Below are 16,697 nucleotides of genomic sequence, written 5' to 3'. Positions count from 1 at the left end.
GGCGCCCCAATGGGGCGCCCCCGGCCGGCCGGTGTCCGGTCAGCTCTGCGGCATCAGGACCGTGTCGATGATGTAGACGTTGGCGTTGGCGGTCTTGACGTTGCCGCAGACCACCTCGGCGGAGTCGTTGACGCTGTAGGACTCATCGGAGCCCGACGTCGTCAGCTTGGACTTCTCCAGCGTGTCGAAGGAGCCGTTCTCCAGGTCCTGCGGGGTCAGCTTCTGGCCCACGACGTGGTAGGTGAGGATCTTGGTCAGCTGCTCCTTGTCGTTGAGCACCTTGTTCAGGTCGGCCTCCGGAATCTTGGCGAAGGCGTCGTTCGTGGGGGCGAAGACGGTGATGTTCTGAGCGTTGTTGAGAGTGTCGACCAGGCCGGCCTTCTTCACCGCGGTCACCAGGGTGGACAGGGCCGGGTTGTTGGAGGCGGCGGTGGCCACGGGGTCCTTGGCCATGCCGTCGAACGAACCGGCACCGTCCTTGGGCACGGTGGCGCAGGCGGAGCCGAAGGGCTCGTCCGAGGTGGCGGTGCCGGAGTCGGCCATCGAGTCGTCGGAGGCGGGGGCGGACGCCGACGCGCTGGTGGCGGAGTCGGACTGCGCGGAGTCGCTGCTGTCGTCGGAGCAGGCGGCCAGCGCGAGAGGAAGAACGGCTGCGGCTGCGACGGTGGCGGCGATGCGGCGGATGCGGGTGTTCACGTTGTTGCTCCTGTTGGTAGCGCGGCGTTCGCCGCTTGTGAGGGGAATGGCAAGGGAAATGTGGTCTGGGGTCACTCGACGGTCACCACGACGGAGTGCCATCCACTGGCGCCGTCGGGGACTGTGCGAGTGCGCTTGTCGGTCTGCACCTCGCCGGTGCGATCGGTGGCGCGGACGGTGAGGGTGTGGCCGCCCTTGGTGGCTCGCCAGGGGAAGGACCACTGGCGCCAGGTGTCCTTGGTGTCCTCGGCGGCCAGGGTGGCCTCCTGCCAGGGGCCGTCGTCGACGCGGACCTCGACTTTGTCGATGCCGCGGGCCTGGGCCCAGGCGACTCCGGCCACCATCACGGTCCCGGCCTTCGGGCGGGCGAAGGGCTTGGGGGTGTCGATCCGGGACTGGGTCTTGATGGGAGCACGGCGCGCCCAGTCGCGTTTGACCCAGTAGGCGTCGTAGGCATCGAAGGTGGTCAGTTCGATGTCCTTGATCCATTTGCAGGCCGATACGTAGCCGTACAGGCCGGGCACCAGCATGCGGACGGGGAATCCGTGGTCGAAGGGCAGCGGTTCGCCGTTCATGCCGACCGCGAGCATCGCGTCGCGGCCGTCCATGACGTCCTCGACCGGGGTGCCGATGGTCATGCCGTCCACCGAGCGGGCGACGAGTTGGTCGGCCGGTCCTCCCTTCGACGGTGGCGTGACGCCGCATTCGGCGAGGAGGTCGTCCAGCCGGACGCCGATCCAGCGGGCGTTGCCGACGTACGGGCCGCCGACTTCGTTGGACACGCAGGTGAGCGTGATGTCCCGTTCGATCAACTCGCGCTTCAGCAGGTCGTCGAAGGAGAGGGTGAGCGGACGGCGTACACCGTCGCCGTGGATGCGCAGCCGCCACGTCGTGGCATCGACCTTGGGCACCACCAGCGCGGTGTCCACCCGGTAGAAGTCCTTGTTCGGGGTGATGAAGGGGCTGACGCCCGCCACCCGTACTCCGGCCCCCTTCGGCACCGCCGGAGCGGGTGAGTCCGCGGCCGGAAGGACGAGGTTCTTGCGGGAGGCGACCGCTTCCTTGCCGCTGGAGGTGTTCAGGGACCGGCCCAGTGCGCCTGCCCCCGCTGAGGCGGCGGCAGCGGCAGTGGCCACGATGATGAACCCGCGCCGGTCCCAGCCCTCGTTGACACCCGTCTCCGGATGCTCGGATGCGTCGCCCGACGCGGGACGCGATGCCAGGAGCCTGCCGATGAGGACGTACAGAAGCACCGCGCCGACCACTGATCCCACCAGGGAGGGCAGGGCATCGGTAAAGCCCTTGGAATCGGGCCGGCTGAAGGCCGCCGCCGTTCCCACGACTCCGAAAGCCAGAACTCCCGCGGCCCCGATACGTCGGTACCGCAGGGCCAGGACACCCAGAGCCAGCGCGAACACGGCCAGTACGGCGAGAATGCCGAGCTGGAGGATCAGCTTGTCATTGGTGCCGAAGTTGCGGATCGCCCAGTCCTTCACCGCCGCAGGCGTGCGGTCGATGGCGGCGCCGCCGACCACGACGACCGGGCCGGCCTGCGGACGTACGGCCGCCGCCACCAGTTCGGCGACGGCCAGCGCGGCGAAACCGGCCAGGAGGCCGCTCAGCCCACCCAGCGCGATACGCGGCCAACTGGCCGTACTCCGCGACTTCTCGTTTTTCTTGCTCACGGGGGTAATCCGGGGCTGTTTGGCGGCCGGATTGGCCCAGAACTCCATCGGATGAATTTTCTTTTCGGACCAATCCGCGTCATCCGCGGCTACGGATAATGCGCCGGTCCGGTCGGCGGTGATTCGTCTTCCAGCCGCTGTCACTGACGTTGAAGGGGACACCAATCCACCTCGCGTCCTGCCTCGGATCACCCGTGCCGACGTTGATCGGCACGCGGGATACCGAGAGGGGACAACGGCTGTGGCACACAGACGAGTGGCCGTGGTGGGTGGCGGAGTAGCCGGGCTGACCGCCGCCCACGTGCTGGCGCAAGCCTGTGACGTAGTGCTCTACGAGGCCGATGACCGGCTGGGCGGGCACGCGCACACCCATGAGCTGGCCCAGGAGGGCTGGTCCGTGTGCGTGGATTCCGGCTTCATCGTGCACAACGAGCGCACCTATCCGCACCTGCTGCGTCTCTTCGCCGAGCTGGGGGTCACCACCCAGGACGCCGAGATGAGCATGTCGGTGCGGTGCGAGGGCTGCGGCCTGGAGTACGCCGGGGCGCGTGGGCCGTCGGGCCTGTTCACGGGGCGTGCCGCGCTGCGCGGCCGCTACCTGCGGATGCTGGCGCAGGTGCCGCGATTCCACCGGTCCGCCCGGCGTCTGCTCGCCGCCGAGGACGAGGCCGACACCGGTCCCACGCTGGGCGCGTTCCTGGCCGAGGGCGGCTTCTCCCCGTACTTCGTCTCGCACTTCGCCGTGCCGCTGGTGTCCGCGGTCTGGTCCTGTCCGCCCGAGACCGCCATGCGTTATCCGGCTCGCTACCTGTTCCGGTTCCTGGCGCACCACGGGCTGCTGTCGGTGACCGGCTCCCCGCAGTGGAAGACGGTCACCGGCGGCTCGGCGCAGTACGTTCAGAAGGTCGCCAAGCGGTTGTCGTCGGTGCGCACGGGCGCACCGGTGCGCACCGTGGAACGCTTCGCGGACCGGGCGCGGGTGGTCACCGAGGACGGCGGGAGCGAGGAGTTCGCGGCCGTGGTGGTCGCGGTCCATCCCGATCAGGCGCTGCGCCTGCTGACCGACCCCACCGCCGAGGAGCGGCGTGTGCTGGGGGCTTTCCGGTACAGCCGCAATCCCACCGTGCTGCACACCGACCCCGCCGTGCTGCCGCGCTCGGCCAGGGCGCGGGCGTCGTGGAACTACCTGCTGCCCTCCTGCACTTCCCCCTCCGACGCGGTGCACGTCAGCTACGACATGAGCCGCCTGCAGCGGCTGCACGCCGATGAGACGTTCGTCGTGACGCTGAACGGCGCGGGCCGGGTGTCCGAGGACAGGGTGCTGGCACGCATGGTCTACGAGCACCCCGTCTACACGCCCGAGTCGGTCGCGGCACAGCAGGAGTTGCACCGGCTCGACACGCGGGTGTGCGCGTTCGCGGGCGCCTACCACGGCTGGGGGTTCCACGAGGACGGCTGCCGTTCCGGCGCCCAGGCGGCAGCGGCGCTGGGCGTGCGATGGTGACCGCACCGCGTCCGGCGACGCGCCATGACGTGCCCGCGCTGTACGACTGCGTCGTCACCCATACCCGCACCGCACCCCTGCGCCACTCCTTCGCGCACCGCACGCACCTGTGGCTGGTCGACGTCGACCGGCTGCCCCGGCTCCCGCGCCTGCTCCGGCCGCTGGCCGGGTTCGATCCGCGGGACCACTTCACCGGCACGGCCGGCTCGATCCGCTCAGGCGTGGACGCCTACCTCGCCGGGCAGGGCGTGGACCTCGGCGGCGGGCGCGTGGTGATGCTGGCTCACGCCCGCGTCCTGGGGCACGTGTTCAACCCGCTGACGCTGTTCTGGTGCCACGACCGGGCGGACCGGCTGGTCTGCGTGATCGCGGAGGTCCACAACACCTACGGCCAGCGCCACTGCTACCTGCTGCGCCCCGACGCCGACGGAACGGCCGAGGTGGTCAAGGACTTCTACGTCTCCCCGTTCTTTCCGGTGGACGGCGGCTACCGGATGCGGCTGCCGCTGCCCGCCGAAGACCTGAACGTCATGGTGCAGCTGCGGCGCGGAGGTCTGCGGCCCTTCACCGCGACCGTCCGCGGCCGCCACCGGCCGGCGACCGCCCGAAACCTGATCCGCTCCTCACTCCGCCACCCCTGGTCGACCGCGGCGGTCTCCGCCGCGATCCGCCGCCACGGCGTAGCCCTGTGGCTGCGCCGCCTGCCGGTCCACCCCCGCCCTGTTGATCGCACGCACGAAGGCTGAACGTGACATCGACCCCCGTCTCCCGCACCCACATCGGACGTCCGCACGCTCCCGTCCTCCCCGGCCCGCGGACACCATCCTCCGGCCCGCCGCTGCCGGAGCCGGCCGCAGAAGCGCCCGTACGGGTTGACGCCGCGCGCTGGCCGGACGTAGCACGCGTGCCCGCCCGATCCCGGATACGAGGCGGCACGGCCCGCCTCCTGCTCACCCGGGCACTGGGCTCGCTGCCCCTCAGGACACGTCTGGGCGACGCCCCCGCGCGGGGCGCCGGCCCGGAACTGACCGTGCACGACCCGGACGCGTTCTTCCGCCGGCTGGGCGCGCACGGCCTGATCGGCTTCGGCGAGTCCTACATGGCCGGCGAGTGGGACAGTGACGACCTGGTCGGCGTGCTGACCGTCCTCGCCTCCCACGTCGACGAGCTGGTGCCCGCACCGCTGCGCCGCCTGCGGCACCTGTGGACCGGCGCCCGGCCGGCGGAACACCGCAACTCCGAGGACGGGGCGCGCGAGAACATCCACCGCCACTACGACCTGTCCAACGACCTGTTCGCCCTGTTCCTGGACGAGACGATGTCGTACTCCTCCGCGGTCTTCGCGGCCTTCCCGGGGAGCCGGCGGACCCTGCCCGCGGCACAGCACAGGAAGATCGACCACCTGCTCGACCTCGCCGGCGTGCGCACTGGCACCCGCCTGCTGGAGATCGGCACCGGATGGGGGGAACTCGCGCTGCGGGCCGCCGCACGCGGCGCGAACGTCGTGACCATCACCCTCTCCGCCGAACAGCAGGACCTCGCACGCCGACGCGTCGCCCGGGCGGGCCTGTCGGACCGGGTGACGGTGGAGCTGCGCGACTACCGGCAGGTGACCGGCACCTACGACGCCGTGGTCAGCGTCGAGATGATCGAGGCCGTCGGCGCGGAGTACTGGCCGGTGTACTTCGGCACGCTCCGCAGGGTGCTCGCGCCGGGCGGCCGGATCGCCCTGCAGGCCATCACCATGGCGCACGAACGCATGCTGCACACCGCTCGCACCCACACCTTCATCAGCAAGTACATCTTCCCCGGCGGGCTCATCCCCTCCCCCGACGCCATCCAGGAACACGCCACCGCCGCCGGGTTGCGCGTCACCGCCGACCAGGGATTCGGCGAGCACTACGCCGAGACACTGCGGCTGTGGCGCGAACGCTTCCTCACCGAACGCCCTCAGGTGGCGCGGCTGGGCTTCGACATCACCTTCCGCCGCATGTGGGAGCTGTACCTGGCCTACTGCGAGGCGGGCTTCCGCTCCCACTACCTCGACGTCCGCCAGATCGCCCTGACCGGTTCCCTCGACCAGGAGAGCATGCGATGACCCCCGTGGCAGCCCAGCTGACGGATCTGCTCAGCCCCTACTTCCCCGGGCCGCTGCCGGTGCGGCTGCGGGCCTGGGACGGCAGCGAAGCCGGCCCCGCCGACGCCCCGCTCGTCATCCTGCGCTCCCCCGCCGTGCTGCGCCGACTGCTGTGGCAGCCGGGCGAGCTGGGGCTCGCCGAGGCGTTCATCGCCGGCGAACTCGATGTGGAAGGCGACCTCGCCGAGGGCCTGAGCAGCGTGTGGCGTTCGATCAGTTCCCACGGAGCAGCCCGGCTCACGACCGCGGGACTGGCCCGGGCCGCCGTGACCGCCCTGCGCCTGGGTGCCGCTGGACCGCGCCCGCCGGCCCCCGGCGCGCCGCGCGCCCGGCTGCGCGGCACGCTGCACAGCGCGGCCAGGGACCGCGCCGCGATCAGCCACCACTACGACCTGTCCAACGACTTCTACGCCCTGCTGCTGGACGAGTCGATGGCCTACTCCTGCGGCTACTGGACCCGGCGCGACGAGCCCAGCTACGGCCTCGGCGATGCCCAGCGCGACAAACTCGCCCTGATCTGCCGGAAGCTGGGGCTGGGCCCCGGTATGCGGCTGCTCGACATCGGCTGCGGCTGGGGGTCGCTCAGCCTGTATGCCGCACGGGAACACGGCGTGGAGGTCACCGCGGTCACCCTCTCGCGGCAGCAGCGGGACTTCGTGACCGCCCGAGCCGAGAAGGAAGGTCTCGCCGACGCGGTCGAGGTGCGGTTGCGGCACTACCGCGACATCGACGAAGGCGGCTACGACGCGGTCGCCACCATCGAGATGGGCGAACACGTCGGCGACTCCGAGTACCCGGCCTTCGCCGCGCTGCTGCACGACGTGCTGCGGCCCCGTGGGCGGGCCCTGGTGCAGCAGATGTCACGCGGCGCCCGCGCGCCCGGCGGCGGCGCGTTCATCGAGACGTACATCGCCCCCGACATGCACATGCGCCCTCTGGGGGCCACCGTCGGCCTGCTGGAGGAGGCCGGACTGGAAGTACGCGACGTCGAGGCCATGCGCGAGCACTACGCGCACACCATCGCCGCCTGGCACCGCCGCCTTCGGTCCCGGTGGGACGACGTCGTCGCGCTGGTGGGGGAACCGACCGCGCGGGTGTGGCACCTGTATCTGGCAGGCAGTGGCCTGGCGTTCACCGAGCGCCGCATGGGCGTCGACCAGATCCTCGCCGTCCGGCCGACCGAGGAGGGCGTCTCCGGGATGCCGGCCGTGCCGCCGCGCGCAGACATCAACGGCGGCGGACGGTGAGCGACTGGACGGCCCTGGCGCTGAACGCCGCAGCGAGCGCGGGTGCTGCCCTGGCGGTCATGCTCGTGACGTTCGCCGTCGCCCTGCGCAAGGGAGTGCACCGGATCGCCGACGTCGCCTGGGGCCTGGCGTTCACCGCCGTCGCCGTCGTCACCTACGCCCTGTCCTGGGATGTGGGCGATCCGGGCCGGCGGACGCTGGTCACCGTCGCCACCTGTCTGTGGGGTTGCCGGCTGGCCGCTCACATCGCCTGGCGCGGCCGGGGACACGGCGAGGACGCCCGCTACGCCCGCATGCTCGACAAGGCCCCCGGCCGCCGGAACGGGTACGCCCTGCGGGCGGTGTACCTCTTGCAGGGTGCCCTGGTGTGGCTCATCTCGCTGCCGGTGCAGACCGCGCAGTACACGCCCGCCCCGCTCGGGCCCCTCGCCGTGGTGGGAGCCCTGCTGTGGGCGGCCGGCCTCGCCTTCGAGGCGGTCGGAGACCATCAGCTCGCCCGCTTCAGAGCCGACCCCGCCAACCGGGGCCGGATCATGGACCGGGGTCTGTGGGCCTGGACCCGCCACCCCAACTACTTCGGTGACGCCCTGGTGTGGTGGGGTCTGTACCTGATGGCCTGCGGCACCTGGCAGAGCGCGGCACTCGCCGTGATCTCGCCGCTGACGATGACCCTGCTGCTCACCCGGGGCAGCGGTAAACGCCTGTTGGAGGAACACATGGCCCAGCGGCCCGGATACGCCGCCTACCAGGCCCGCACCAGCGGCTTCCTGCCGCGCCCACCCCGCCGTCCGCGCCCCTCGGGCCCCGCCGCATGAGCACCGGCAACGGCAGCCGGGCCCACGAGGGCCCGCTGCGCCTACGGACCGCTCCGGCCGACCCGGCGGCCGCCGTCGTACTCCTGCACGGTGGCCGGGCCGACGCGCTCACCGCACCGACCCGGCTGGACCTGCCCGCGGTGCGGATGCTGCCCTTCGCCCGGGCCATCACCCGTCGCGTCCTGCCCGGAAAGCTGCTCATAGCCGACGTCCGCTACCGCCACCGCGGCTGGAACGGTGCCCGAGCGGATGCCGCGCGCGACGCCCGGGAGGCTCTGGACGAACTCACCGGGCTGCACCCAGCGGTGCCCGTGGTGCTGGTGGGACATTCGATGGGCGGCAGGGCAGCCCTCCGCGCTGCCGACCACCCGCAGGTACGGGGCGTGGTGGGCCTGGCGCCCTGGTGCCCGCCCGGGGAACCGGCGGCCCAACTCGCGGGCCGTCAGGTCGTCTTCCTGCACGACGAGAACGACACCGTCACCGATGCCCACGGCTCATGGGACCTCCTGGAGCGCGCCCACCGATCCGGCGCCATGACCTGCGGCATCGCCATGTCCCAGGGCCGGCACGCCATGCTGCGCGGCGCTGCCGACTGGCACCGGATCACCGCCACCGCCGTCGAGGGGATCCTGCGGCCGCACACGATGCCGCGCGCGGTGGCGGCCGCTCAAGCCGGTCCCGTCGGCATCGTCGTACCGGCCCACGACGTCGTCCCGGCGTGAGCTGAAGGCCGCCTCCGCCCGATCTGGAAAGCGGCCGCCATGGGTACGGGTCAGCGACACCACGCCTGCCATGCGGTGTCCACGGTGGAGTGCCAGTGAGCACGGGCATCGGCAGTCACCCGGGCACGAAGCGACTCCGGCGCCAGCAGATGGATGGTGTGAGGGCGCTCCGGCCACGGCGCCGACAGGGCGGCGCCCTCGCCGGGAGTGCCGAGGTCCCGCAAGTCCAGGACGACGACCGTTGCCCCCGCGCAGCGGTCGGTCAGCTGGTCGCGCAGGACATCGGTGGTGCGAGCGGTCAGGTGGCCCGAGACCGCGCACCACAGGTGGGTGCCCGTCCGTGCGAGGAGGCGGATGCGGAAGATCGCCGACATGGCCCTCTCACCGTGTCCGGGCGTGTGCGGTCATGCCGGCAGGTTCACCAGGGCGAGGGGGGCTGAGGTGGGGCGGGGGGATCCGCCGGTGGGCTCCACGGTGATGCCCACGGCGGAGGCCGAGCTGGCCGAGCCCGACAAGGTGACGGCCTGGTCGGAGCGGTCGGCGTCCATCAGGCCTGCCGAGCGCATGGTGCCGCCCTGGTCGTACCAGAGCTGGTAGACCTTGCCCTTCGGAGGCGTGGCCATGTCGGACGCCACGAGCACGGCCTTGTCCCGCGTGCGGGAGACGACGAGTGTCGCGCTGGCTCCGCCGTCGAGTGGGACACGGCGTGAGACGGCGTCGGAGGCTCCCAGTACGGCGGCCAGCTCGTCCGTCTGCCGACGTGCCTGCTCCTCCTGTACGGCGGCGGTCTCGGCCCGGTCGTGTTCCCAGACGGCGATGCCGCCCAGACCCGCGGTCGCCGCCAGGCAGGCGGCGAGCACCATACGGGGAAGCCGTCGGCGCAGCGACACGGCCGAGGGCGTCCGCGCGGCGAACGGGATCACCTGCCGGACCTCGGTCACGCGCTGCAGAACCTGCTGCTTCATGGCGGGCCGGGGCGTGATGGCCGCCGCCGCCGCGAGTCTCGCGGCCGTGGCGGTGAACTCCGTGATCTCGTCGGCGCAGGACCGGCATGCGTGCAGGTGCTGCTCGAACAGCGCGCGTTCCTCGTCGGACAGGGCGTGCAGGGCATAGGCACCGGTAAGGGTGTGCAGATCGACGTCGGTGCTCATGCGCTCACTCCCAGGCAGTCGCGCAAGCGGATCAGTCCGTCGCGCAGGCGGGTTTTAACCGTCCCCAGGGGGAGGGACAACTGGGCGGCCACCTCGCGGTAGGTGAGCCCGCGATAGTAGGCGAGGGTGACGGCCTGGCGCTGCAGCTCGGTCAGCGTGCGCAGGCACCGGCGGACCTGCTCGCGCTCCAGACGGTGCTCGACCTGCTCGCTCACCTCGTCGTAGGCGGGCACCTGGTCCAGCTGCGCGGCCTTGTGGTCCCTGGCCGCGGCGGCCTCCACCGAGCGGACCCGGTCGATGGCACGCCGATGGGCGAGGGTGAGGATCCAGTTCAGCGCCGTGCCGCGGTCGGGCCGGTAACGGGGTGCGGTCCGCCATACCTCCACCAGCACCTCCTGGGCGACCTCCTCGGACTGCGCCATGTCGCGCAGCACCGCGCGGGCCACACCCAGTACAGGGGACGCGACGGAGTCGTAGAGCTGAGCGAAGGCGTCGGTGTCTCCACGGGCCACCGACTCCACCAGCGCCTGCAGATCCGGCTGCTTCACCGGATCGCGGCCGATAAATACAGGTTCTTTCACCGACATCCATCCCTGTGGTGGTGCGCACCGGCACCGTTGTACGTCACACAGGGAATCCGACTCTGGCGGGCCGGCGGATTGGTCGGTTCGGCGACGAAAGTACGGCCGCCGACGCCCCTGGTGCGGGCCGCGCACCTGACAGAAGCGCGCGAACACGTTCGTTACGATCGCCGCATGACTGCGAGAAGAGAGCCGATCAGCCGCCGGGAGCGTCCCGCGAAGCCCGCCCTGTCACGGCGGTGGATCGTGGACACCGCCGTGCAGGTCATGCGCGCCGAAGGGCTGGACAAGGTCACCATGCGGCGCCTGGCCAAGGAACTGGACACCGGTCCGGCGTCGCTCTACGTCTACGTGGCCAACACCGCCGAACTGCACGCGGCCGTACTGGACGCCCTGCTGGGCGAGGTCGACCTGACCGGCGGGAGCGCCGGCGACAACTGGCGCGAGCGGCTCCGGGCCGTACTGGCGTCCTACACGTCCGTGCTGTTCGTACATCCGCAGCTCGCCCGCTCGGCTCTCGTGGCGCGCCCCAGCGGCGAGAACTACCTGCGGCTGGTGGAGCGCCTGCTGGACCTGCTGTCCCGCAGCGGAGCCTCCCGCGAGCAGGTCGCCTGGGGCGTGGACAAGCTGCTCCAGGACGCCACGGCAACCGCCGCCGAGCAGTCGACGCAGGATCACGACCCCAGGGCCGAGGATGACTGGAACGCCGCCACCCACGCCCTGCGGTCCGTGGCCGAGACCACCCATCCGGCCATCGAGGCGCACATGCCCGCCCTGGTCCGCGGCTCGCCCGGCGACCGTATGGACTGGAGCTTCGACGTCCTGGTCAACGGCATCACGCACACCCCGGTCCCCGGCACGAAGGACTGAAGCCGCCACCCCGGATGCCGCAGCGCACCCCGTAGCCCTGACGCACCCCTTGACGAACTTGTTCGCAACGAACGCGTTCGTTACGGTGGATGCGTCCGGCAGGTCGCCTCACAATCGAGCCCGCTGTCAGCCCACTGGAGGCCCCCATGAGCACCCACCACCCCATCGCGGTCATCGGCGGAGGGCTCGGCGGCCTCACCGCCGCCCGCGTCCTGCACGTCCACGGCATCCGGGCCGACGTCTTCGAACGGGAAGCGTCCGCCGCGGCCCGCACCCAGGGCGGCATGCTCGACATCCATGAGGAGAACGGCCAGAAGGCGCTGCACGCCGCCGGCCTCCACGAGGACTTTCTTCGGATCGTCCACGAGGGCGGTCAGGAGATGCGCCTGGCCGGCCCGGACGCCACCGTCCACGTCCGCGACAAGGACGACGGCACCGGTGGCCGCCCGGAGGTGGACCGGGGCGACCTGCGTGACCTGCTGCTGAACTCACTGCCCGACGGCACGGTCCACTGGGGCAGGAAGGTCACCGGCGCCCGGGCGCTGGGCGGCGGCCCCCACGAGGTGACGTTCGCCGACGGGTCCGCCATCACCACCGACCTTCTGATCGGTGCGGACGGAGCGTGGTCCCGCGTAAGGCCGCTGCTCTCCGCCGCCACGCCCTCCTACACCGGCATCTCCTTCGCCGAGACCGACCTGTACGACGCCGACACCCGCCACCCGCGCAGCGCCGCCCTCATCGGGGGCGGGTTCTTCATCGGCCTCGGCGGCCGGTGCGGGCTCCTCGCGCACCGCGAGACCGACGGCAGCCTCCACGTCTACGCCGCGCTGAAGGCGGCGGAGGGCTGGTTCGACACCATCGACTTCACCGATTCCGCCGCCGCCAAGACCGCCGTCCTCGCCCCCTTCGAGGGCTGGCACGAAGATCTGCGCGCCCTGGTCGCCGACGCGGACACGATCACCCCGCGCCGCATCCACGCCCTGCCCGTCGGACACCGCTGGGAGCGGACCGCGGGCGTGACGCTCCTCGGTGACGCCGCCCACGTGATGTCCCCCTTCGCCGGGGAGGGCGCCAACCTGGCCATGCTCGACGGCGCCGAACTCGCCGTAGCGCTCGCCGCCCACCCCCGCGACACCGAGGCCGCGCTGACCGCCTACGAACGAGCGCTCTTCCCGCGCAGCGCGGCGTCCGCCGCCGAGTCCGCCGCGAGCCTGGAGACGATGTTCGGCGACCGGGGGCTTGAGCGGATGATCGAGTTCTTCACTTCCGGGCCGAGCGCCGAGTAGCCGCCGCGGCCGACACCTCCACACGGAGGCAGGGCGGCATCGCTCTCACGCGGCCAGCGTCTCGTCCTCTTGGCGGATGCCCGCCCGGCTCTGCGTGTACTGCTCCAGCAGCGCATCGGCCGCGCGCAGAGCCTCCTCAGCGGTGCGGGATCCGGTCATCACGCACAGCGTGTACGTGGCGTCTTCGAGAGCCCTGCTCGTACGGCCGGTGGGGCACACGTCGTGTTCGATACGCGCCTCAGCAAAGCGGGCCAGTGCGGCTCGCAGTTCCTTCTCCGCCGGAATGATCACGTTGATCCCTCTCCCTCCGAACCCCTCCCGCAGGGCGGCCAACGCGCCACGCGGATCTGAGCAGGCGTTCAAGTGCCCCGCATCCGGAGGTATATGCCACCGTTTTCACTCCCCCCCCGACCCGCCGCCCCACAGCCCCCCGTACTGAAGATGGCGATGCCGGCGAGAACATGCGGCGCTGCCGGTACTGTGGCTGATCGTTGAGAGAGGTGGGTGATACCGGTGGAGTGGCGTGAGTACGCCGAGCAGATGGCCCTGCTCGCGCGGAATCTGCTGGCCCAGGACTCGGTGCAGGCGACCTTGAACGAGATCGCGGCGTCGGCGGTGAAACTGGTGGACGGCTGTGACGCCGCCGGGATCCTCGCGGTGCGCAAGGGCCGGGCCGTGACCCTGGCCGCCTGCGGCGACATGGTGCAGGAGTCCGACCGTCTCCAGGGTGAGCTGGGTGAGGGCCCCTGCTTCGATCTTGCCCGGCGCAAGGACGGTCAGCGCGTGTGCCGAATCGCGGACCTGTCCCAACCCCAGCCCGCCTGGGAGCGGTTCGCCGCGGGAGCCCGCGAGCTGGGCATTGGAAGCATGACCGGCGTCCTGCTCTACACCGACAACGAGGACTTCGGGGCGCTGAACCTGTACGCCCGCGAGCCCGGCGCCTTCGGCAAGGACATCGAGACCGCGGGCTGGCTCCTGGCCTCGCACGCCGCCGTCGCCCTGGCCGACGCCCGCACCATCGACCAGCTCGAGCACGCCATGGAGACCCGGCACGGCATCGGCGAGGCCATGGGCATCCTCATGGAACGCCACAAGCTCAGCGAGGACGACGCCTTCAAGGTGCTGCAGCGCATCTCCCAGCACCACAACATCAAACTCCGCGACGTCGCCCAGCGGGTCCGGGCCGACCGCACCAACCCCACCTGAAAGAAATTTGCGGGCCTGTGTCGATCCGGCCGTCTCCCGTCCGACGTCATGATGTGCGGCGCTCGCCACACGATGACGCGACAGGACGACGAGGACACGACGTGGATCAGCTGCTGAGAGTCATGAACTTCAACATCTCCAGCGACGGAATCGGTGCCGGCGAGCAGCAGAGTCTGGAGCGGCCGTTCGGCTACGACCATCCCGAGAAGCTGTTCTCCTGGGCCGGCGCCACGGCGAGCTGGCCCATGCGCACCGATGCCGGGGGCAGCAGGGGCTTGGACGACTACTTCACGCGGGACTTCGCCCGCGACATCGGCGCCGAGATCATGGGCCGCAACAAGTTCGGGCCGCAGCGCGGGCCCTGGCAGGACCACGACTGGCGCGGCTGGTGGGGTGAGGAGCCCCCGTTCCACACCCCGGTCTTCGTCCTGACCCACCACCCGCGTCCCTCGTTCACCCTCTCCGACACCACGTTCCACTTCGTCGACGGCGACCCCGCCACCGTCCTCGCGCAGGCGAGGGACGCGGCGCAGGGCAAGGACGTCCGGCTCGGGGGCGGGGTCAGCACCGTCCGGCAGTTCCTGGAGGCAGACCTCGTGGACACCATGCATGTCGCGGTCTCGCCGATGAAACTCGGGACCGGACTACGCCTGTGGGACTCCCCCGACGAACTCCTCGACCGCTTCCAGCTGGAAGTCGTGCCCAGCCCGAGCGGCGTGACCCACCACCTGTTCTGGCGACGGTGACCTGCGGGGCGACGCGAGTTCGAGGAGGAAACCCCCCTCAGGGCCTACGGCCGATGAAGGCCAGCATGCGCGTCTGCACATCGGCGCTTTCGGAAACCTCGACCCGGGGTCCGTACTGCCCGCTTTTGCGGAGCACGTCGTCGAGCGGGAGCATGTCCCCGAGCAACCGGGCGCACTTGGCGGGGTCGAGGCGCTCCTCCTGGCCGGTGGCCCGCGCCAGGTCCCAGGTGTGCATGAAGACGTCGGCGGTGTAGAAGCGGTCGACCGCCTCGTCCAGCGGGACCTCTCCGATGTGCGGGTTCGACAGCGTCTTCCGTGCCGTGGCGGGATCGTCGAGGAGGGCCTGGACCCCGTCGCTGTGGACCGTCCAGGCCGTCACCGGGTCGTCGTCCACCGACGGGCCTTGCGGCAGCTCGACTCCGGCGCCGGACTTCAGGAAGGCCGGGAACCACTCGACGAGGTGGCGCACCACATCCCGGGCGACCCAGCCCTCGCACGGCGCCGGGTTGTCCCACGCCCCGGGGCGCACTGCCCGCACGCGGTCCGTGAAGACTCCCGCGACGCTGCGGTGCTCTTCGGCTGCCCTTGTCATGATCCCAAGCCTTCCGTTTCCGTACGCCGGTCGGCGCTGTCCCGCCCGCGGCCGCCGAGCAGCTCGTCGAGCCGCTCATGGCCTTCCCGGACACCGCGTTGCATACCGCTCCTGATCATCGAGTCGCGGGCCTCGATGGAGTCCATGAGGGACTTGGTGGTGACCCGGGTCCGGTGACCGAGGTCCTCGAAGGTGGCCGTCTCCAGGCTGACGCCGTCCGGGTTACCGTCGAAGGCGAACGTCTGGACGATCCGCTCGTTGGGACGTACCTCGTGGAACACTCCGCGGAAGCCGTACTCCGTACCGTCGTCCTCGCAGTGCACATAGCGGTACGAGCCACCGCTGCGCGCGTCCCACTGGACGATCCGCATGGTCAGCCGTCGCGGGCCGAGCCACTGGAGGACCAGGTCAGGATCGGTGTACGCCCGGAACACGCGCTCGGGCGGGGCGTCGAACTCGCGGACGAGGAGGATGGTGGGCAGGGCCGGGTCAGCCACGATCTGCGTCTCGTGCGGGCGGTTCGGCTGCGTGGTGCTCATAGCGCCTCCTTCGCCGGGGTGCCCGCCGTCGGCTCGTCCTCCATCTGATCGAGGACGGCGTCCAGCCGGCGGAAACGGTCCTCCGCCTCGCGCCGGTAGCGCTCGATCCACTTCGTCATCAGGTCGAAGACCTCGGCCTCGAGGCGACAGGGCCGCCGCTGGGCGTCGCGCCCGCGGCTGACCAGACCGGCGTCCTCCAGCACCTTGATGTGCTTGGACACGGCCTGCACGCTGACGGCGTACGGCTCGGCCAGTTCATTGACCGTGGCGTCCCCTGCGGCCAGCCTGGCCACGATGTCGCGCCGGGTCGGATCGGCCAGAGCGGAGAACACCCGGGACAGCGGATCGGCTGCCATCTCGCACCCCACATATTCAACCAGTCGGTTGAATAAGAGTACGGCGAGCCTTCCGGCATTGTCAACCGAACGGTTGAACAGCGGTCGGCCGAGGCCAACGAACCGTGGCCGGTCCGACAGCGCCTGCTGTCGGACCGGCCACGGTCTCAAGCCACCTCGGATCAGGCGGGGGTGATGTTCTCCGCCTGCGGGCCCTTCTGGCCCTGGGTGATGTCGAAGGTGACCGCCTGGCCTTCCTGGAGCTCACGGAAGCCGGAGGCGTTGATGTTGGAGTAGTGCGCGAAGACGTCCGGTCCGCCACCGTCCTGGGCGATGAAGCCGAAGCCCTTTTCCGCGTTGAACCACTTGACGGTTCCGCTGGCCATGCTGATGCCTCTCAGTCGAACGTCAGGTACCGCACCACGCGGCCCTGGAGGTGATCGCCCTGGTCCGGCAACTGCACAGCAAAGCGCCCGCGCCTTGGCGCGGGCAGGTACTGCGAACCACGACAGCTGAGAGTGACGCTACACGGTGAATTCGCCGCTCACCAGAGAGCAACGGCCTTGATCCGTCCCAGACTCCGGC

General features: G+C 70.9%; 20 protein-coding genes. 10 read left to right on the top strand and 10 right to left on the bottom strand.

Going from position 1 to position 16,697, the window contains the following annotated elements:
- Positions 1 to 39: 39 nt before the first annotated feature.
- Positions 40 to 696: a fasciclin domain-containing protein gene (locus ACWD1Z_RS33350; RefSeq protein ID WP_451123977.1), complete on the bottom strand. Its 657-nt coding sequence runs from the start codon at positions 694 to 696 to the stop codon at positions 40 to 42.
- A gap of 71 nt (positions 697 to 767) precedes the next feature.
- Positions 768 to 2,429, bottom strand: a complete 1,662-nt coding sequence (locus ACWD1Z_RS33345) for a sulfite oxidase (protein WP_451123975.1) — start codon at positions 2,427 to 2,429, stop codon at positions 768 to 770.
- 193 nt (positions 2,430 to 2,622) lie between these two features.
- Between ACWD1Z_RS33345 and ACWD1Z_RS33340 the strand changes: the two genes are divergently transcribed.
- From ACWD1Z_RS33340 to ACWD1Z_RS33315, 6 genes are read left to right on the top strand one after another with little or no spacing between them, the layout of a single operon-like run.
- Entirely contained in the window at positions 2,623 to 3,885 is a 1,263-nt protein-coding gene (locus ACWD1Z_RS33340) for an NAD(P)/FAD-dependent oxidoreductase (RefSeq protein ID WP_451123973.1), read from the top strand.
- Complete coding sequence (locus ACWD1Z_RS33335; protein WP_451123971.1) at positions 3,879 to 4,631, top strand: DUF1365 domain-containing protein; 753 nt, start codon at positions 3,879 to 3,881, stop codon at positions 4,629 to 4,631. The genes ACWD1Z_RS33340 and ACWD1Z_RS33335 overlap by 7 nt, the downstream gene beginning before the upstream one ends.
- Before the next feature lie 32 nt (positions 4,632 to 4,663).
- A complete protein-coding gene (locus ACWD1Z_RS33330) occupies positions 4,664 to 5,983 on the top strand; it encodes a class I SAM-dependent methyltransferase (RefSeq protein ID WP_451123987.1) in 1,320 nt (439 codons plus the stop codon).
- The gene (locus ACWD1Z_RS33325) at positions 5,980 to 7,269 is read left to right on the top strand and encodes a class I SAM-dependent methyltransferase (protein WP_451123969.1); all 1,290 of its coding nucleotides are present in this window, start codon (positions 5,980 to 5,982) and stop codon (positions 7,267 to 7,269) included. The genes ACWD1Z_RS33330 and ACWD1Z_RS33325 overlap by 4 nt, the downstream gene beginning before the upstream one ends.
- Positions 7,266 to 8,084: a DUF1295 domain-containing protein gene (locus ACWD1Z_RS33320; protein WP_451123967.1), complete on the top strand. Its 819-nt coding sequence runs from the start codon at positions 7,266 to 7,268 to the stop codon at positions 8,082 to 8,084. The genes ACWD1Z_RS33325 and ACWD1Z_RS33320 overlap by 4 nt, the downstream gene beginning before the upstream one ends.
- The gene (locus ACWD1Z_RS33315) at positions 8,081 to 8,806 is read left to right on the top strand and encodes an alpha/beta fold hydrolase (protein ID WP_451123965.1); all 726 of its coding nucleotides are present in this window, start codon (positions 8,081 to 8,083) and stop codon (positions 8,804 to 8,806) included. Before ACWD1Z_RS33320 ends, ACWD1Z_RS33315 begins: the two co-directional genes overlap by 4 nt.
- A gap of 50 nt (positions 8,807 to 8,856) precedes the next feature.
- Here ACWD1Z_RS33315 and ACWD1Z_RS33310 read toward each other — a convergent pair whose 3' ends face one another.
- Genes ACWD1Z_RS33310 through ACWD1Z_RS33300 form a run of 3 tightly spaced genes read right to left on the bottom strand, consistent with a single transcriptional unit; the run spans position 8,857 to position 10,538 of the window.
- Entirely contained in the window at positions 8,857 to 9,180 is a 324-nt protein-coding gene (locus ACWD1Z_RS33310) for a hypothetical protein (RefSeq protein ID WP_451123963.1), read from the bottom strand.
- 30 nt (positions 9,181 to 9,210) lie between these two features.
- Positions 9,211 to 9,957, bottom strand: coding sequence for an anti-sigma factor (locus ACWD1Z_RS33305; RefSeq protein WP_451123961.1), 747 nt, complete (start codon positions 9,955 to 9,957; stop codon positions 9,211 to 9,213).
- Complete coding sequence (locus ACWD1Z_RS33300) at positions 9,954 to 10,538, bottom strand: sigma-70 family RNA polymerase sigma factor (protein ID WP_451123985.1); 585 nt, start codon at positions 10,536 to 10,538, stop codon at positions 9,954 to 9,956. Before ACWD1Z_RS33300 ends, ACWD1Z_RS33305 begins: the two co-directional genes overlap by 4 nt.
- 174 nt (positions 10,539 to 10,712) lie before the next feature.
- Between ACWD1Z_RS33300 and ACWD1Z_RS33295 the strand changes: the two genes are divergently transcribed.
- Together ACWD1Z_RS33295 and ACWD1Z_RS33290 are read left to right on the top strand one after the other, a co-directional pair.
- A complete protein-coding gene (locus ACWD1Z_RS33295; protein WP_451123959.1) occupies positions 10,713 to 11,408 on the top strand; it encodes a TetR/AcrR family transcriptional regulator in 696 nt (231 codons plus the stop codon).
- A gap of 146 nt (positions 11,409 to 11,554) precedes the next feature.
- Positions 11,555 to 12,694, top strand: a complete 1,140-nt coding sequence (locus tag ACWD1Z_RS33290) for an FAD-dependent oxidoreductase (protein ID WP_451123957.1) — start codon at positions 11,555 to 11,557, stop codon at positions 12,692 to 12,694.
- A 45-nt stretch (positions 12,695 to 12,739) separates the two neighbouring features.
- On the opposite strand, the gene ACWD1Z_RS33285 is transcribed toward ACWD1Z_RS33290, so the two are convergent.
- Positions 12,740 to 12,985, bottom strand: a complete 246-nt coding sequence (locus tag ACWD1Z_RS33285) for a DUF5133 domain-containing protein (RefSeq protein WP_451123955.1) — start codon at positions 12,983 to 12,985, stop codon at positions 12,740 to 12,742.
- Positions 12,986 to 13,234: 249 nt separating this feature from the next.
- On the opposite strand from ACWD1Z_RS33285, the gene ACWD1Z_RS33280 reads away from it, so the two are divergent.
- Both ACWD1Z_RS33280 and ACWD1Z_RS33275 read left to right on the top strand, forming a co-directional pair.
- The gene (locus ACWD1Z_RS33280) at positions 13,235 to 13,900 is read left to right on the top strand and encodes a GAF and ANTAR domain-containing protein (protein ID WP_451123981.1); all 666 of its coding nucleotides are present in this window, start codon (positions 13,235 to 13,237) and stop codon (positions 13,898 to 13,900) included.
- A 101-nt stretch (positions 13,901 to 14,001) separates the two neighbouring features.
- A complete protein-coding gene (locus ACWD1Z_RS33275) occupies positions 14,002 to 14,646 on the top strand; it encodes a dihydrofolate reductase family protein (RefSeq protein WP_451123953.1) in 645 nt (214 codons plus the stop codon).
- A 37-nt stretch (positions 14,647 to 14,683) separates the two neighbouring features.
- Here the strand turns inward: ACWD1Z_RS33275 and ACWD1Z_RS33270 are convergent, their stop codons facing one another.
- The 4 genes from ACWD1Z_RS33270 to ACWD1Z_RS33255 all read right to left on the bottom strand — a co-directional run bounded on the left by ACWD1Z_RS33270 (position 14,684) and on the right by ACWD1Z_RS33255 (position 16,498).
- Entirely contained in the window at positions 14,684 to 15,238 is a 555-nt protein-coding gene (locus ACWD1Z_RS33270; RefSeq protein WP_451123951.1) for a TIGR03086 family metal-binding protein, read from the bottom strand.
- Positions 15,235 to 15,777 (bottom strand): SRPBCC family protein, encoded by a 543-nt coding sequence (locus tag ACWD1Z_RS33265; RefSeq protein ID WP_451123949.1) that lies wholly within the window; start codon positions 15,775 to 15,777, stop codon positions 15,235 to 15,237. Before ACWD1Z_RS33265 ends, ACWD1Z_RS33270 begins: the two co-directional genes overlap by 4 nt.
- The gene (locus ACWD1Z_RS33260) at positions 15,774 to 16,133 is read right to left on the bottom strand and encodes an ArsR/SmtB family transcription factor (RefSeq protein WP_451123947.1); all 360 of its coding nucleotides are present in this window, start codon (positions 16,131 to 16,133) and stop codon (positions 15,774 to 15,776) included. The genes ACWD1Z_RS33265 and ACWD1Z_RS33260 overlap by 4 nt, the downstream gene beginning before the upstream one ends.
- Positions 16,134 to 16,294: 161 nt before the next feature.
- Entirely contained in the window at positions 16,295 to 16,498 is a 204-nt protein-coding gene (locus tag ACWD1Z_RS33255) for a cold-shock protein (RefSeq protein ID WP_037751662.1), read from the bottom strand.
- Positions 16,499 to 16,697: the final 199 nt, after the last annotated feature.

The sequence above is a fragment of the Streptomyces sp. NPDC002784 genome, from assembly GCF_053592135.1.
This window is presented reverse-complemented; position numbering and strand designations above follow the sequence as displayed.

Bases quoted from the DNA above. Each gene is read 5' to 3' on its own strand.
- ACWD1Z_RS33345 (WP_451123975.1), bottom strand. From the start codon at position 2,429: ATGGAGTTCTGGGCCAATCCGGCCGCCAAACAGCCCCGGATTACCCCC.
- ACWD1Z_RS33335 (WP_451123971.1), top strand. From the start codon at position 3,879: ATGGTGACCGCACCGCGTCCGGCGACGCGCCATGACGTGCCCGCGCTG.
- ACWD1Z_RS33325 (WP_451123969.1), top strand. From the start codon at position 5,980: ATGACCCCCGTGGCAGCCCAGCTGACGGATCTGCTCAGCCCCTACTTC.
- ACWD1Z_RS33315 (WP_451123965.1), top strand. From the start codon at position 8,081: ATGAGCACCGGCAACGGCAGCCGGGCCCACGAGGGCCCGCTGCGCCTA.
- ACWD1Z_RS33310 (WP_451123963.1), bottom strand. From the start codon at position 9,180: ATGTCGGCGATCTTCCGCATCCGCCTCCTCGCACGGACGGGCACCCAC.
- ACWD1Z_RS33305 (WP_451123961.1), bottom strand. From the start codon at position 9,957: ATGAGCACCGACGTCGATCTGCACACCCTTACCGGTGCCTATGCCCTG.
- ACWD1Z_RS33295 (WP_451123959.1), top strand. From the start codon at position 10,713: ATGACTGCGAGAAGAGAGCCGATCAGCCGCCGGGAGCGTCCCGCGAAG.
- ACWD1Z_RS33290 (WP_451123957.1), top strand. From the start codon at position 11,555: ATGAGCACCCACCACCCCATCGCGGTCATCGGCGGAGGGCTCGGCGGC.
- ACWD1Z_RS33280 (WP_451123981.1), top strand. From the start codon at position 13,235: ATGGCCCTGCTCGCGCGGAATCTGCTGGCCCAGGACTCGGTGCAGGCG.
- ACWD1Z_RS33270 (WP_451123951.1), bottom strand. From the start codon at position 15,238: ATGACAAGGGCAGCCGAAGAGCACCGCAGCGTCGCGGGAGTCTTCACG.
- ACWD1Z_RS33265 (WP_451123949.1), bottom strand. From the start codon at position 15,777: ATGAGCACCACGCAGCCGAACCGCCCGCACGAGACGCAGATCGTGGCT.
- ACWD1Z_RS33260 (WP_451123947.1), bottom strand. From the start codon at position 16,133: ATGGCAGCCGATCCGCTGTCCCGGGTGTTCTCCGCTCTGGCCGATCCG.
- ACWD1Z_RS33255 (WP_037751662.1), bottom strand. From the start codon at position 16,498: ATGGCCAGCGGAACCGTCAAGTGGTTCAACGCGGAAAAGGGCTTCGGC.